General features: G+C 44.7%; 10 protein-coding genes. 8 read left to right on the top strand and 2 right to left on the bottom strand.

Annotated elements, in window-relative coordinates; all coding sequences use genetic code 11:
- Positions 1-171 precede the first annotated feature (171 nt).
- The 4 genes from BLA28_RS08480 (at position 172) to BLA28_RS08495 (ending at position 2960) form a co-directional block, all read left to right on the top strand.
- Positions 172-924 carry an amino acid ABC transporter permease gene (locus tag BLA28_RS08480; protein WP_044966707.1) on the top strand — a complete coding sequence of 251 codons (753 nt, stop codon included), beginning with the start codon at positions 172-174 and terminating at the stop codon, positions 922-924.
- On the top strand, positions 914-1657 hold the full coding sequence (locus tag BLA28_RS08485; protein WP_009254846.1) for an amino acid ABC transporter ATP-binding protein: 744 nt from the start codon (positions 914-916) through the stop codon (positions 1655-1657). The genes BLA28_RS08480 and BLA28_RS08485 overlap by 11 nt, the downstream gene beginning before the upstream one ends.
- A 106-nt stretch (positions 1658-1763) precedes the next feature.
- Positions 1764-2363 (top strand): nucleoside recognition protein, encoded by a 600-nt coding sequence (locus BLA28_RS08490; protein WP_044966710.1) that lies wholly within the window; start codon positions 1764-1766, stop codon positions 2361-2363.
- 69 nt (positions 2364-2432) lie between these two features.
- Positions 2433-2960, top strand: a complete 528-nt coding sequence (locus BLA28_RS08495; RefSeq protein WP_025482274.1) for a spore maturation protein — start codon at positions 2433-2435, stop codon at positions 2958-2960.
- Positions 2961-3085: 125 nt separating this feature from the next.
- Here the strand turns inward: BLA28_RS08495 and BLA28_RS08500 are convergent, their stop codons facing one another.
- Entirely contained in the window at positions 3086-3850 is a 765-nt protein-coding gene (locus tag BLA28_RS08500; protein ID WP_009254832.1) for an SDR family NAD(P)-dependent oxidoreductase, read from the bottom strand.
- Between the two features lie 209 nt (positions 3851-4059).
- Positions 4060-5433, bottom strand: a complete 1374-nt coding sequence (locus BLA28_RS08505; protein ID WP_009254831.1) for a sodium-dependent transporter — start codon at positions 5431-5433, stop codon at positions 4060-4062.
- A 211-nt stretch (positions 5434-5644) separates the two neighbouring features.
- On the opposite strand from BLA28_RS08505, the gene BLA28_RS08510 reads away from it, so the two are divergent.
- The 4 genes from BLA28_RS08510 to BLA28_RS08525 are packed head-to-tail and all read left to right on the top strand — an operon-like array spanning position 5645 to position 16662.
- Positions 5645-6502 (top strand): prepilin-type N-terminal cleavage/methylation domain-containing protein, encoded by an 858-nt coding sequence (locus tag BLA28_RS08510; protein WP_069158689.1) that lies wholly within the window; start codon positions 5645-5647, stop codon positions 6500-6502.
- 44 nt (positions 6503-6546) lie between these two features.
- Positions 6547-15711 (top strand): type II secretion system protein, encoded by a 9165-nt coding sequence (locus BLA28_RS08515; RefSeq protein ID WP_069158690.1) that lies wholly within the window; start codon positions 6547-6549, stop codon positions 15709-15711.
- Positions 15704-16321, top strand: coding sequence for a hypothetical protein (locus BLA28_RS08520; protein ID WP_069158691.1), 618 nt, complete (start codon positions 15704-15706; stop codon positions 16319-16321). Before BLA28_RS08515 ends, BLA28_RS08520 begins: the two co-directional genes overlap by 8 nt.
- The gene (locus tag BLA28_RS08525) at positions 16300-16662 is read left to right on the top strand and encodes a hypothetical protein (RefSeq protein ID WP_044966106.1); all 363 of its coding nucleotides are present in this window, start codon (positions 16300-16302) and stop codon (positions 16660-16662) included. The genes BLA28_RS08520 and BLA28_RS08525 overlap by 22 nt, the downstream gene beginning before the upstream one ends.
- The last annotated feature ends 5 nt before the right edge of the window (positions 16663-16667 follow it).

Raw genomic sequence — 16667 nt, forward strand, 5'->3', positions numbered from 1 at the left:
GAAAAAGACGGAACGTAAGCTGTATTTGTGAAACAGAATGCGTTATATACAGGCGGACCCATGAAATACCATGGGCCCGTTTGTTGCGCATCAGCCAGACATTATCAGACAGCCTGACAGTGCCTGGCTGGTGTACAAAAAGACAAAGGAGAAATGGTGGAGGGTGTTTACATGCAGAAATTTATGGATCAGTTTTATCTGAACTTCATTAAGGACAACCGATGGAAATATCTGACCGATGGCCTGAAGACGACGCTGCTGATTACCTTTTTTGCGGTGATTCTGGGTATTGTGCTTGGTTTTCTCGTGGCAATTGTCCGTTCCAGCGCTGTAAAAAGCGGAATCAAGAAGCCGGTAAAGATGAAAGAGAAGGGCGTATATATCAGAAAGCTGCTGGGGTATTACCTGTTTAAGCTTGTGGATTTCATTTGTCAGTTATATTTGACGGTGATCCGCGGTACGCCTACCATGATCCAGCTTTTGATCATGTACTATGTTATCTTCGGAAGCGTGTCGATTGATAAGCGGGTGGTGGCTATCCTGGCATTCGGAATCAATTCCGGCGCTTACGTGGCGGAAATCGTCCGTTCCGGTATTATGGCTATTGATATCGGCCAGTTTGAAGCGGGAAGAAGCCTTGGCTTCGGTTATGCTGCAACTATGTGGCATATTATTCTGCCCCAGGCTCTTAAAAATGTGCTTCCTGCGCTGGGAAATGAAATCATCGTACTGCTGAAGGAAACTTCAATCAGCGGTTATATTGCCCTGACGGATCTGACTCATGGCGGCAACGTCATCCGCAGCCAGACCTATTCCGCATTTATGCCTCTGCTTGCTGTAGCATTGGTTTACCTGGCGATTGTTTCCCTGCTGGCAGCAGGTGTTTCCGCATTGGAAAGGAGGTTACGGACTAATGAACGCTGATGGACAGCTTTTATTTGAAATCAGGGATCTTTGCAAATCCTTCGGGGATATTGAAGTCCTTAAAAATATCAATACGACCATATCCCAGGGAGAGGTAGTGGTTATAGTAGGGCCTTCCGGCTCCGGGAAGTCCACCTTCCTCCGTTCCCTCAACTTGCTGGAGGAGCCTACCGGCGGACAGATTCTTTTTGAAGGAAAGGATATCACGGATCCGAAAGCCAATATTAACCTGTACAGGCAGCATATCGGCATGGTATTCCAGCATTTCAATCTTTTTCCTCACAAGACGATTCTGCAGAACATGACGCTGGCCCCCGTACAGCTTCTGAAGAGATCGAAGAAAGAAGCGGAAGAGGAAGCCATGAAGCTTCTGGAAAGAGTGGGGCTGCCGGAAAAGGCAAATGCCTATCCTTCCCAGCTTTCCGGCGGGCAGAAGCAGCGTATTGCCATTGTGCGTTCCCTCTGTATGCATCCCGATGTGATGCTTTTTGATGAGCCTACCAGCGCGCTGGATCCGGAAATGGTAGGAGAAGTTCTGGGGGTTATGTCCGATTTGGCCAGGGATGGTATGACGATGGTGATTGTTACCCATGAAATGGGATTTGCCAAGGAAGTGGGAAGCAGGGTGCTCTTTATGGATGACGGAATGATTAAAGAGGAGAGCGCTCCCCGGGAATTCTTCGATAATCCGAAGAATCCGAGACTGCGGGAATTCCTTTCCAAGGTGCTGTAAAAGGCGGATGGAAATTGGCTGACAAGATGATTCGGCGGATAAGGATTTGGCATAAAGAGTTCTTTCTCAGAAAAATAAAAAATATAATGAAAAAAAAGGATTTTTTATGCTGAATTATATCTGGGCAGTTATGATTGCCATAGGGGTTATTTATGGCGCTCTTACAGGCAATATTGAGGCGGTGGCCAATGGGGCGCTGGACAGTGCGGGTGAGGCGGTACAGCTGTGTATCACCATGACGGGAATTATGGCTCTTTGGGTAGGGCTGATGGAGATTGCAAAGAATTCCGGTCTGATAGCATCGATGACCAAAGGGATCCAGCCCTTTATTTCCTTCCTTTTTCCCCGTATTCCGGGGAACCATGCGGCGAGGGAATATATTTCCACCAATATTATCGCCAATATTCTGGGGCTGGGCTGGGCCTGCACTCCGGCCGGGCTGAAAGCCATGGAAGAGCTGCAGAAACTGAATGAAGAGGAGTGCAGAAGAACGGGGAAGCCGCCTGTCACAGCGAGCAATGAAATGTGTACTTTTTTGATTATGAACATATCTTCCCTGCAGCTGATACCAGTATCCATTATTGCATACCGCAGCCAGTACGGGAGCGTAAATCCGACGGCGGTTATTGTGCCGGGAATTATTGCTACACTGACCTCCACATTGGTTGCGATAATCTTTGTGAAAGTGATGGATCGAAAAAAATAGGGATTCATGAAAAAGGAAATCAAAGCATATATTGTTTAGAAAAATACTGCCGAGGTATCCTCTTTTATGATGAATGCGCTGGCGAACCTATCCAATATCATAATTCCGGCCCTGATATTTTATATCGTGGCTTATGGGGTGATTCATCATACGAACGTATATGAAGACTTTATCAAGGGGGCGGAGGATGGCTTTCATACGGTTATAAAGATCATGCCTACGCTGATTGGACTGATGATGGCGGTGGGGATATTGCGGGCTTCCGGCTTCCTGGAGTTTTTTGGAGGGCTGATTGGAAAGATAACAGAACCGATGGGACTGCCTGCGCCCATTGTGCCTCTTATTTTTATCAAGCTTTTTTCATCCTCTGCGGCTACCGGGCTGGTGCTGGATATTTTTAAGAATTATGGGACGGATTCCTATATTGGAATGATGACCTCTATTCTTATGAGTTGTACGGAAACCTGCTTTTATACAATGAGCGTTTATTTTATGGCGGCTAAGGTTACAAAGACCCGGTATACGCTGGCCGGGGCGCTGACGGCGACGGCGGCTGGGATTGCAGCCAGTGTAGTGCTGGCCGGGATGCTGGGATAGTGCGGAATTTTTCTGTAAGGGAAAAGAATCGGCGGGAAGAAATCAGAAGTGTTTCGTGAAATAAAATAACCGGACAACCGCCGGGCATCTCAGCCCGGGCGATTGTCCGGTTTCCTTTTGTGTTTTTATAAGGTGCATCCGAAATCAGAAACGATAGTCTGTCCTGTGACAGCCCTGGACTCATCGCTCGCCAGGAACAGAGCAATATTGGCAACATCCTCAGCCTGACAGGAGGGAAGCCTCATATCCCCATGGGAAGCCATGGCGCCCATCATATCAGGATCCAGAGCGGCAGGATTCAGATTCATAGTCATGGGAGTGATTACATTACCGGGACAGATAACGTTACAGCGCACATTTTTGGATGCACAGCGCATAGCGGTATGGCGGGTAACGCCTACCACGGCAGCTTTGCTCGCAACATAGGCGGCGCCGCCGTTTCCGGCAACACCTGCAACGGAAGCTACATTTACGATGGAGCCGCTGCCCTGTTCCAGCATGAGACGGCTTGCTTCGCGCATGCAGTTCATGGTTCCCTTGGTGTTGATATCCATAAGGTAGTCCATATCTTCGTTTTTGACACGATCAATGGGGAGAAGTCCTTCCTCCAGAACACCTGCATTATTTATAATAATGTCCAGCTTTCCGTAGGCTTCAATCGTCTTATCAATCATTTTCTTTACATCTTCAGAATTGGAAATATCGGTCCTCACCGCAAGGACGTCACCGCCTGCCTCGCGTACTTTCGCGGCAACCTCTTCCAACTGAGCCTCTCTTCTTGCAGTGATAACTACTTTTGCGCCTTCTTTGGCAAAAAGCAGTGCACATGCTTCCCCGATTCCGGAATTCCCTCCGGTGATGATGGCTACCTTGTTTTCAAGCCTGTTCATGTTTGATATACCTCTCTTTCAAATAATGTAATATATTATAGGTTTATAGCTTTGAAGGATAATCGGACAATTTGTGTGATATCTCAAATATAGCATATTCCGTCTTATTTTACAATTTGAAAAGAAAACCATTAAATTAAATATACAATTTTTTCTGAGCGGATAAGGAAAAATTCAGGGCTACCTATCCGATAGCCCTTTTTCTTTCGCTATTTAACAAATTTTTGTATATATCCCATGATAAAGATAAACAGTACAATGGCAGGAAGGATAAAGCTTACATAAATACGGGACCACTGAGGGAATTTGGCGCCTTTGCCGGCGTCGGCTTCCGCAATAAAATTTTTCCAGCCCCAGCCATAACGGCTGGTACAAAACAGAAGATAACCGAGACTTCCTAACGGCAGAAGATTGTTGGAAACAATAAAATCTTCCAGATCCTGGATTGTGGAGCCGGCACCCAGCGGAGCGATGGAGCTCCAGATATTGAATCCGAAGACACAGGGAAGGGAGAGGACGATAATCAACACCAGATTTACCGCTACCGCCTTACCTCTTTTCCAGCTGAACAGGTCTATGGAAAAGCTGATGATATTTTCAAATACCGCTATAATGGTGGAAAGGGCGGCGAAGCTCATAAATACAAAGAACAGGGTTCCGAAAATCCTTCCGCCGGCCATCTGGTTGAAGATATTGGGCAAGGTTACGAATACCAGACCGGGGCCTTCTCCGGGATTTACTTTAAAAGCAAAGCAGGCCGGGAAAATGATTAAGCCGGCCAACAGGGCCACCAGGGTGTCCAAAAGACAGATACGTATGGATTCTCCTGTAAGCGTGTGATCCTTTGCAATATAGCTGCCGAAGATAGCCATTGCGCCGATTCCTAAACTCAGGGTAAAGAAAGCCTGTCCCATGGCGGCGAAGATAACGTCAAACCATCCGTATTCTTTAATTTTACTGAAATCAGGAATCAGATAGAAGGCGGCTCCGTCCGCAGCGCCGGGTAAGGTTACGCTTCGGATACAGAGGATGATCAGGATAACAAAAAGGGATCCCATCATGAACTTTGTAATCCGTTCCACACCTTTTTGAAGTCCGAGGCTGCATACAAGAAAGCTGATTACAACGGTCAAAATCATCCAGAAGGCCATGGAGCCGGGACGGGTAAGCATGTTATTAAATACGGCGCCCACAGCGTCCGGGTCCAGACCCGTAAATTCTCCCTTAATCATTTTTACAACATAGGAAAGCATCCAGCCGCCTACCGTAGTATAAAACATCATCAGCAGGTAATTTCCGGCGATGGCGATGTAAGACAGGAAATGCCATTTGGTGCCGGCAGGCTCCAGGGCATGAAAGCTTCTGGCAGCGGATTTCTGGCTGCTCCTCCCTACGGAAAATTCCATTACCATAATAGGCAGGCCGAGAATAACAAGAAATACAAGATAAATTAATACAAAAGCTGCCCCACCATATTTTCCGGTAATGTAAGGAAAACGCCATACATTGCCAAGGCCGACAGCACAGCCGGCTGAAATCAGAATAAATCCCAGACGTGACGAGAATTTCTCTCTTTTTTCCATTAAAGGTTCCCCCTCATTTATAGTATATACGCTACCAGCATATAAAAGAAAATTGGGGAAGTCAATAGAAAAAATAGTTTTTGATACAGGATTACATAAGATCATTTTTCGTATGGAATTAACCTGCTTGTGTAACAATTTTTGTTATGGTATGATGAAGTAATCTCAATAATAGGGCGGATCTGCCCTTGTTCGTGAAAAGAGGTACCTTATGAGAAGTATGGGTAAAAAGGGGTTTACCCTGGTGGAAATTGTTGTTGTTATGGTGGTGGTGGGAATTCTGGCAGCAATTACGGTTCCTTCCCTGGCTAAGTATATTGATGATGGGAAGAAACGAGACTGTGAGATAAATAGGAAGGCTTTATTGGCCCGGCTGGAATCAGACAGGGCGCTGAACCCCGGTGCGGTAATGGCTGAGGTACTTGCTGAAAATACGGATATCAGCTGTCCTTCGGGCGGGGTGTACCGTGCGCCGGATGATAATACGGTGGAATGCAGTGTGCATGGGAAGGATAGTGCTTTGTCTGCGGCCGGTGACAAGGCGGGCGGAGAACTTGTTGAAATTCCGGAAGAAGAGTCTGCGCTGCCGACAGAGGAAGGAACGATAGAATCTTCTGTTCCGACAGAGCCGGAAAAACAGCCGGTTGAGATGATAAATGACGGAACTTTTGTAATAGGTGGGAAAGAGTTTTATTATCATGTTAACCTGGAGGATGCACAGGGGAGTGTGGAATTAGAACAATATCATATTTATAAATTATCGAATAATAAGTTTGCATATGCCAAAGAGAATAATTTGTTGGATAATCCTAAAGGTGAAAACAGTAATTTGATGAAAGAGATACCCAGTGATGCAAATGGGAGCAGTAAAACAATATATGATTTTCAAAATGAAATCACTGAAGATTCCGGGAATTATAGTATGAATAGTAAGGTAAAAACAGGTACTGTCTTTCTTTATGAGGGCAAATATTTCCTGCGGGTAGGGGATGACATCGATAAGGGAAGATGGGATGGCTTCCCGATGGAGACGGACGGAAGTAATTGGATTATTCTGTATCCCGTATAATTTTTCGAAAAATCAGTTAGGTATATATAAGGTAAAGGATAAAAATGAAAGAGCATAAAGCTTCTGATTTAAGATATACAATAATAGAAGAGATTTCTGGTTTTACTCTTGTAGAGGTAATTGTAACTCTTGTAATCCTGTCAATCCTTCTCACCGGTGCAGTAATGGGGATCGCCTCCTGGAACCGTAATTCCATTTATAAAAGGAACAATGAATATGCCCAGACCCTGTTTATTGCCGCTCAGACAGCGCTTGCACAGGAAGCAGCCGCCGGAAACTCCGGGGAGCTGCTTGCCTATGTGGAAAATGGCGGCGCAGGATCCGGACTGGTACAGGGTTATGACGCATCCAGATCCCTGTATTATCTGGATATCAAAGCAGATGAAAGCGATAACCTGGAGGGAAACAGGCTTTATCAGCTTTTGTGCAATTATGTATATGATCAGAAAATTTTTCAGGCGGCTATCCGGCTGGAATTTGATCCTGGAGAAGGGACTGTTTATTCCCTGAGCTATACGGATCGGGTGAATGCCTTTAATTATTCGGAGGATGACGGTTCTGACGGGAAAACCATGGGTATAAATGCCAGGATACGTGAAGACGAGGGTCTGCGCAGAAAGCAGATGCTCGGCTATTATGATACCGTTCTGTCCGAACAGGCTCCGATAGAAAGCTATGGAAAGCCTTCTTTCCAGAAGGCGGTGCTGGAGAATGGGGAAACACTCGTACTCCGGCTGAAGCTTGCCTCAAAATATGAACGGTTCATGCTGAAATACAACTATGGCTTTGAGGTCTGTGATGATTCGAATAAAAAACGCCTTGCCTTTTATATCAAGGGAAGCGATTTGGGAGACAATGATAATAATATTGCGACAACCCATACTGTCAATGTAAAGGTAGCCAGATTTAATGAAAAGAACCAAGAAGAAATCCCTAAAGAATACCCACTGCAGATAACCGTCAATGAAAATAAAGAAATCTGTATTGTACTGGATGCTGTTGATTTACAGGCGGCAAGAATCCTTGATGAAGAGAATCGTAAAGCTGTGGCTGGAACTGAAACCTATGAGAAGCTTTTGGATTCTTCTTTCTATCAGGATACGGCAAGTATTCTCCGCTTTATGGGAGAGGATACGTCTTCCTTCGGGATCCCCTTTGATACGAAAACTATTTATGTTATATCCCGTGCAGGTCTGGATCTTAGTGACGCCAGGGTTAAGACAACAGATACTGTTCAAAATCCGTTGATGGGGAAGGAAAAGGTAATCAGCGGCGATACGTCTGTTACGTATGACATACAGAATGCGCGACATTTATTTAATATTCGTTTTACGGAAATATTTTATGGACTGAAGGACGAATCGGGCAGCACAGATCAAAAAACGGTCAGCTACATTCAGACCGCAGATTTTGGCTGGGGAGGTATGGACGGACTGGTTGACCATTATATGCTTTATGATAGCTCAGGACAACAGGGGGAGTGGCAGATTAATCCCGATGCCTTATACAATGCGGATTACAGCAATGAGGAAGGAATTCCTTTTCCTGCCAATCCCATATTGAGAGAAAACAGCAGTTATTCGGCTAAAAAATCTATCTTGTCCGGAAATCACCAGATATTCGGATTGACATTGTATGAAAAAAATGCAGCATCAGTATTTGATTATACGGAAGTAAAAAATTATGCCCTTGGTCTTTTCCGCTGGAATGAAGGTAAGATTTCTCATGTGGATTTTTCCGACGTAAAGGTGGAAGGACAGAATTATGTGGGTACGGTCTGCGGAGTAAACCGGGGAGCAGTGTCCCATATATCAGTCAGGCTGAGTGACGAAGTGTCTGACAAGATGGAGAAGGAAGAGACGGAACTGAGCTATGTGAAGGGTATTCAGTTTGTCGGCGGTATTACAGGAGGGGATTTACTGCTGCTGAAAGACAGTACGGTGGATGAGCAATATCTGAAAACAGAAGGAAAAGGGCAGGAACCGTCAGGGTATAAACGATTGTACAATGGGACTCCGATCAGAGGGAATTCTTATGTTGGAGGTATTATCGGCGCATCCTGTTTTGGAAATGAGGAGTTGACTGACAGCGGCAGTTTGATTGAAAAGTGTGTAAACGAAGGGACAATTACAGGGGAGAAGGGTAAAAAGAGAACATCCCTGTATCTGGGTGGAATTGTCGGCTATGCATATGGTGTAGGGCTTTCAGATTGTGAGAGTACTCTTGGGAAAAAAGATTTCTATTCTATGAAGTCTGTGAGCGATACAATGGACGAGCTTGATGAAGACGCGTTCGTCGGAGATTATATGGGAGGTATCATCGGATATGGTACGGCAGGAACAAGAATAAAGAATTGTTCCACCAAAGGAGGTGTTCTGCGAGGCCACTATTTTGTAGGAGGCATTGCGGGATATCTGGAATATGAAAACGGAAAAGGAATGACCGTGCTGGATGGTGAAGGTTCGGAAAATAATGCGGATATCATCGCTTTTCAGTACGCCGGAGGAATTCTGGGCGCGAATGCGTCCCTGGATGCGAAACAGAGGCCTGTCGAAGATTATGAGGAAATGAGAATTGTTAAAAACTGGAAAAACAAGGGAATTATCATTTCTTCTAACGGGTATGCAGGCGGAATAACCGGCTTTAATGCAGGTCAGCTGATTGATTGTACAAGTATGAAGGAGCTTACCGGGATAGAGTGGAAAGAATATGCATCTGCCATCACACAATGGTTCAGCTTCAGCACAAAAGGGTGTACCGGAGGGCTTGCAGGTTATAATAATGGTATTGTGGAAAGCAGTATCAGAAGATTTAATACGGATATGGTGGTAGGCACCAACTATGTGGGCGGTTTGATTGGATATAATGATGTTAACGGGGTTGTGGATTTGAAAAACTACAGCCTTAAGGGAGGCTATGTAGAAGGGGAAGCCTTTGTCGGAGGTCTGATCGGCTGTAATGTATCGAAGTCTATTTTTTCCGATACGGAGGATGAGGCAGGAAATATGCTGCTTCAGGCTGATCCGGATATGGTTTCAGGTATATGGTTTGTCGGAGGATTAATAGGAGGCAATCTGGCAGCCGTGAACGGGGCGGACGGAAAGGACTGGTATCTTCAGTGCAGGACCGGTAATCAGCTGGGCAAAGTGACTGCTGTTTATAACGGTACCGTAAAAATGGTGGGCGGTATGGCAGGGGGCTGCATTGGCTATAACAGGCTTATGACGGCCCATGGGAATTCTTCCCAGATTCGCGGGAGCATCAGGGAGGCAGCGGACTATCTGGTGGATATTTCCGGCACTTATGCGAAGGATCTCACGGGTATGATAAATGCAGTATTCCAATGGGAAGCAGAGACAGCCCAGTCCGCCGGAACCGGGAAGATGTATATTGTGGATACAACGAATGACGCCAGTGAAATAACTCCCAATACAGGGAAAGGAACCCATATCAATGGTGTGGGTGAGGTCAGCGGCGGCGTTATGGTGGGCGGTATCGTAGGATACAGCGCCCCGGATACCCAGCTGGAGCTGCGGGGACTTGTGAATAAAGCAACGGTACGTTCTGAAGGAAATGTTGCTTCCACGGATCTTACTTCCCTGGGAAGCCGGAATATCGGCGGATATACACAGGCATCACTTTCCTATCAGGGAGGAACGGGGAGGCCTTATATATCCGAAGGGGGTGACCCGGTAAATTATTCTTACACAGGCGGAATTATTGGTACGGCAGGAGCCAATGTGACTATCGATAATTGTGTGAATACGGGCAATGTCGCTGTACATGCCCTGGGAACGACTTATTATGGAAATTTGACAGAAGTAAATTCTGGTACTATTATACGCTGTCAGGTAAATCTGCCTGAACAGTTCCAGGGGACTTATGCCGGAGGAATTACCGGAAAGAATACGGCTGAAGGGGAAATTATTGATTGTGTGGTTTCCGGAACAGTTATCGGAAGCAGAATGGCAGGAGGAATTACGGCTGAAAATTTCGGAAGTATCAGCACTCTTGCTGATGTACTGACGATGAACGGAGATATACAGTCAGAGAATGGCTGTATAGGAGGTGTTGCCGGCTTTAATGCCGGGAGTGTCAGCGCTTCTGAAGTAAAGGTGAAATTATCAGGAGATACTTACCGGGCAGGCGGTATTGCCGGGATTAACAGGGGAACCATAAACGCAGCAAAAGCGGAAGCCAGTATTCTTATATCCGGAGGTACCGGCGCTGCCGGTGGTATTGCAGGAGAGAGCCGGGGAAAAATCACGGACTGCAGTTTTTCCGGAAATGTACTGATAACAGGAACGGGTGTTACTGGAATCGGAGGGATTATTGGCCTTGTGTCCGGAGAGGCTGTTGTTTCCGGCTGTGAAAATAATGGGAAGATCGAAGGCAGCCAAAATGCCGGAGGTATTGTAGGTATCGTAGATGTAACGGACGGTCCCAATAATACCAGTATGGAAAACTGCGTGAATCACGGGGCTGTATATGGGAAAAACGCGTCAGGTGTGACGGGCAGAATCTCCGGTATGAACAATGGAACTTTATTAATTCGAAATTGTGTCAATACTGCGGATCTTGACGGAAAATCATCTGTCACAGGCGGGATTATAGGAATATTGGATGGAAAAGCCAATGGCGGAAACATCACTGTAAACGACTGCCGCAATTATGGGAAGCCATTGAACCAAAATGATAAAATGCAGGGCATTCTGGGAGAAACCGGTGATCAGGGAAGTGGTGCTTTCGAAGCGGAAAAGTATCTGAAGATATCGGAATGTATTAATGTATCGGATTTGGAAAATCCGGTGGCTTCTGATTCCCTCAGACCGGCGGATTATGACAATAATTATTATTTCACACAGCCGGCTTCCTTTGACGGGAATACAGTGTCGGCTGTTCTGTCACCATATTCCGGATCCAATAAAAATAATGCTGCCAATGTGGTTGATAATGATAACCGTACGCGGGGAATTATCCAAAAATCAGGGGATTCTCATATACGTCTTGATTTTCTGGATAAGGACGGAAATAAAACGGCTATAGATACGAATTCCCTGCGTATTTCCTGGTTCCGGGAGAATGATGAGAAGAGAACGGTGAAGTTTACTATTACTGTAGAATATGAACACGGAGAAAGGGTGGAACTGACGCCTTCCGGTAATGGAAGCGCTAATTATTGGACAGGAGAAGCCGCAGGAAATAAGGATGCGGGAGCCTCTATTGAAAATTGTAATGAAGTATCTCTGGAGAGTGCAAATGGCTGGAAGAATGAAAAAATAAAGACCATTATTATCAACTTAAAAGGATATGAAGGAGACGAAAATCAGTCTTTGAATGAATATTCTGTCTGGGATATTTCTGTGGATAACGCCCAGCTGCCGCCTGAAGAAGCACAGAAAAGAGGAATTGCAGAGCCTTTGTATGTGAAGAAGAATCCGAATGCAGAAAACTGGAATGCCTATAAGAAGAGCAGGCTTGACAATGTGCCTTTCATCCGTGAAATGTCGGTAAACCCATGTACCTGGAATGGAACCGGTAAGGAGTTATATCTGAAGATCGATGATCAGCTTCACTGGAAAGACAGAGTGGTGGAAAAACTGGATAACCCTCAGGGAATCAAGGTGGAATTGAAAAACAGCCAGTATCATGTCACCTGGAATTCTGTGGCAGAAGCCTACGGCTATGAAGTAAATGCGTCCTTGTATAGCGATAAAGATGAAAGCACCAGGGTGAATGGTATGGGCAGCAGTGCTTATATTCCTCTGGGGACAGAAACATTTATCACCCCATCTATGGATTGGGCGGGCTTATATCTGCGCGTTTCCATAAAGGCCAAGAGTATTTTCGGAGAAAAGTATGATTCGGATGAGATATACTATACGGATGAGAATAATAATGCCTTTATAAAAGTACAGCCTATGCTGCCTGCTCCGGAGATATATCTGGAAAGGGATAACAGCAGCGGAACGGATAAATGGACCCTGCATCTGGAAAATGCGGATGCTTATAAATCGGGGCAGCAGTTTGTGAATTGCAGTCTGATTATTGCAAAACAGACAGGGGATAAATGGGAAGAGATTAAAAAAGCTGCTATATCGGATTTCCAAGTGGTAAATGATGAAATAGTCTTAGATATTGAGAAAAGTCTGTTCGACTCAGACACATTGCTGGAGGATACAATAATTGGTTTCCAGATGGTGCCGGGAAAAGATAGTGAAACACAGTTTTTAAATTCTCCTATGGTTACCATGGAGCAATGGATGCTGACCGGTGATTATCTGAAATCAAAAGTGACGGATATCAGTTTACAAAAAGATACTCCTTATCTGACCGGAACTTCGCCGGACACACTGGGCTATGATACGCTTCTTAAGAGTGTGACAGAGGATCGCAGTACTATATACAGGACAGAGATGCTTATCTTCGATCCTCAGCTTGGCACCGAAGTTGTAGCGGGTTATAGTGATACGGTTTCAGGCAGGTCAAATGAGGAAGAAACTTATGGCAGTATATCAGGAGTGAACCAGGAACTGGCCGGATACCAGGCGGAAGGTGTATGTGATGAAATAAATACTATAACCGTCAGAACGTATGCATATGCATCAGGCAATACAACGGCGGCAGATGGCCAGTCTCAGATACCGGTTTGTTATCTTGGAAGCAGAAATCCTTTGAATACACAGCCACTGACGGCAAGAGAACTTACCTCAAATAGTAAATATTTAACCAAAAAAGGAACATTTGAACTAACAACAACGGGAACTAAAGCGCGCTATTTAGTAAATGACGGATATGTTATAGAACGTGCAGGTGTTCGAAGTGACGGAGAACCCTTATATAATGTATATTACAGACTGGTATTAAAGAATACAGACACGATGTCTGCTCAATACCGGAAAGTGGAGGTTAAAACAGAAAGCTTAAAGCAGCCTGTTCCGGTAATTTCAGATGAATATGAACAAGATGGTGATTCAGTTACTTTCCGCTGGGACGGCAGACAGAGAGACAGCAGTGCGAAATATCAGGTAAATCTGACAGGTGTCCGGGAAGACGGCAGTGAAGTGAATCTGTACAGTCTGAAGGAAACAGAACAGGCAAGCCTCACCCTTACTGGCTTCGATTGGGAAAACAGTTACAAAGCATTACGGCTGGAGGTTACCAGACTGGGGAGCCAGAAGGAGATTACAGATTCCTTTAATCAGACACGGCTGGTAAGTGACAAGCTGTATAGTAAGTCCGTACAGGAATTCCACAGAAAGCTTTCAAAAGTTACCTGGGGAACTGTTGAACTCAGCACTCATGATGAATTAAATTATGATATTTATTGGAATCGTATAGCGGAGGAATCACAGCGAAGCTGTTTGAAGGAGTATCAGCTGTATGCCTATGTTTCCTGTATGGGTGCGAAGGAGCAGAAGGTGACAGCGCTGAAGGAAGCTCTTAAGAAGAATTATGGCGGGGCAGTAGAAGAAATTGCTGACGTTTCAGGGAATATTCAAGGCTTCAAAGTTCTTCTGGCTGTCAGGAAAAAGGCGGCAGGACCTTATGAACCTGAATATGATAAAGATTATCGCGAAAATCAGGAATTAAACTGCAGCCTGGAATCCTTTGCTGGCTGGGAAATCGATCTTTTTGTTAATGCAAAAGCCGTCGAAGAAAATGGTAAATACCGTGATTCAGAAGAGGGCCAGCATTATAAGGTAAAGGTGTCCGAACGCCTGGAGATGCCAAAGGATTTGAAATATAGTCTGACGGATGAAGAAGAGAAAGAGATTGTTTCCGATTCGGAATACATGGAGGATGATTTTAAAGATCTGGTTATGAAATTTAAGCTGCAAAGCGACACGTTTTCAGGAGATTATAAGGCAGAAGCGGCTGTTTATGCGGACCGCTATGATGAAATGAATTTCATTTCGGATGATGGCAATGTAAATCCGGTTTTCCTGGATGAGAATGGCATAATTTCAGTTCGGCCGCTTGCTCCTGTTTCAGAGTCTCCTTGTATTTTGATTTCACAGGATGCAAATGGTAATGCTGAATTTACACTAAGCAAAGATAATTTAATCGGGTGGGATTCCACACTTGCGGGAAAATATCTGGTCATCAGATACAGGGCAACAGAAAATGAGAAAATCAGTTCTTTATGGTCTGATTATCTGGTTTACCGGCTTCCCAAAGTGAAGCCTGACACTATTTTATTAAACGGAGGAACAGAAGAAGAACAAATAGGAGCGCATACTATTTCCCGGGATATGCTGGAGTGGAAATGGAAATATGAAGAAGGAACCTGCCAGATTGCCGTCAGAGATTTAGCCGGAAAGGAACATACGGTTTCTATTACTTTTGAAAAGGGAAAAGAGCCAAAGGTTTCAGATGGAAATACGTATATAGAGATAAAAAAAGAACAGGACAAGGTCTATCGATATACGATAGACTCTATTTCCTATGAAGCCGCATGGCCGTGGGAAAATTCCAACACGAGGCACTCTGCCGTTTTAAGGATTACCGAAGGGGAAACAGAAGGCAAGACAGTATATAACTGCCGGCTGATACTGCCGGATATCAGAAGTGCGTTTGATACGGGTGCAAATCAGGAATTGCAGTATTTGTTTACATCCGCTGTTTCTGTTAAACAGACATTCGGTAATCAAAGCGTATGGACGAATTCCGATACAGCTTTCCGCATTCGCATATGGCAGCCTGAAGAACTCAAAACGTTAACCTGGGAAAAGGGTGAAACGGTAGAAAACCTGCAAAAGGTTATTGAAACATGGGACAGCAATTCTCATAACGGATATGATGTATATAGTGTAAAATCTGACCCTCTGCCTATTGTTATATGTAAAGATAATAATTCTGTAACTTACGCAGGCAGGAGCAACACCATATCGGGAAATACCCTGCCGGACAAAAAGCCTCAGAATTCCGTATCAGGTAATACTATAGAAACAGAAACCAGTACAGAAGAAGAAAAGGAAACAGAGTCCCAGACAAGCACAGAAACCGTTCCCGAAAAGGAAACGGAAACCGAAACGGAATCTGCTGCAGAAACCCGGACGGAGTCTGAGAGCCATACCGGCTCTCAGACAGATGAGCCGGATACGGAAGTACATACACAGTCCACGTCTTTTTCAGAAATCAGTACAGAGAATGAAAGCCTGCCGGATTCAGAAATGAAGAAGGAGGGAAAGCCGGGTAATGAGTGATAGGAACAGAAAGAAAGATTTCAGGAATAACATAAAAGATACAAGAGGAGACGCCATGATAGTGGTGGTTTGTCTCATGTTTCTGTTTACAGTGCTATCTCTTGCCATGCTCCTGTCCGTATCTGCGGTAACCGGTTCTCTGAAGAAAAATGCCGCGCTTACCCGCTGCCGTCTGGCGGCGGAAAGCTTCAGTGAGATGATGGGCAAAGATTTGACAGATAGTACAAAGGTTACTGAATTTCAGACAAATATCAGAGATTTGCTGCTCAGTGATGCTGATTTTAATTTCTGCTGGTACAAAGAAAAAGAAGGTTTGGTATGGGAATTTGAACCGGAAACAGATAATGGGGCGTCTGTAGGGGATACGATTCGGGGTTATGATATTACGGTAACAATCTATTTTGGTGATGTATCAAATATGGAAAAAGAGGATGCTGACCGACGTAAAGTTAGTCAGACTGAGTCCGGAAAATTTGGAGATTTATTTTTATATACGGTAGTTACCTGCAGTAAGGGAAATGACAGCTATCATATCCGGCAGAAATATCGGATGATAATTATCGGGGAACCCGGAGAGGAGGAACATAAATGGATTTTCGTAAAAGCGTAGCTAATGGGAAAAAATTACTTGCAGATAAAAAAGGTACCTCCATTGTATCTGTGATGGTGGCCTTTTCCATCCTCATGCTGGGTATCCTGATGATGACGACGTCCACCACTGTTTCTTTGAAGCTGATAAATGAGTCCGGGGCTAAAAGGAAGGTTATTGAGAGTGCCGTGGAGGAATATTATCTAAAAGGGGAGAAAGGGATTTTAGTGTCCCAGAACTTCACACTCGTTCCTGTGAATGGAACGGCTATACAGTTAAAAATAAATAACTCCCGGGGATATGCAAAAACATATACAGAAGATAATATCAGCTATGAGTACTATTATTTTGATAAGGACTGATGAAA

The sequence above is a fragment of the Eisenbergiella tayi genome (assembly GCF_001881565.1).
Lineage (GTDB): Bacteria > Bacillota > Clostridia > Lachnospirales > Lachnospiraceae > Eisenbergiella > Eisenbergiella tayi.

Bases quoted from the DNA above. Each gene is read 5' to 3' on its own strand.
- BLA28_RS08490 (WP_044966710.1), top strand. From the start codon at position 1,764: ATGCTGAATTATATCTGGGCAGTTATGATTGCCATAGGGGTTATTTAT.
- BLA28_RS08500 (WP_009254832.1), bottom strand. From the start codon at position 3,850: ATGAACAGGCTTGAAAACAAGGTAGCCATCATCACCGGAGGGAATTCC.
- BLA28_RS08525 (WP_044966106.1), top strand. From the start codon at position 16,300: ATGGATTTTCGTAAAAGCGTAGCTAATGGGAAAAAATTACTTGCAGAT.
- BLA28_RS08520 (WP_069158691.1), top strand. From the start codon at position 15,704: ATGAGTGATAGGAACAGAAAGAAAGATTTCAGGAATAACATAAAAGAT.
- BLA28_RS08480 (WP_044966707.1), top strand. From the start codon at position 172: ATGCAGAAATTTATGGATCAGTTTTATCTGAACTTCATTAAGGACAAC.
- BLA28_RS08505 (WP_009254831.1), bottom strand. From the start codon at position 5,433: ATGGAAAAAAGAGAGAAATTCTCGTCACGTCTGGGATTTATTCTGATT.
- BLA28_RS08495 (WP_025482274.1), top strand. From the start codon at position 2,433: ATGAATGCGCTGGCGAACCTATCCAATATCATAATTCCGGCCCTGATA.
- BLA28_RS08510 (WP_069158689.1), top strand. From the start codon at position 5,645: ATGAGAAGTATGGGTAAAAAGGGGTTTACCCTGGTGGAAATTGTTGTT.
- BLA28_RS08485 (WP_009254846.1), top strand. From the start codon at position 914: ATGAACGCTGATGGACAGCTTTTATTTGAAATCAGGGATCTTTGCAAA.
- BLA28_RS08515 (WP_069158690.1), top strand. From the start codon at position 6,547: ATGAAAGAGCATAAAGCTTCTGATTTAAGATATACAATAATAGAAGAG.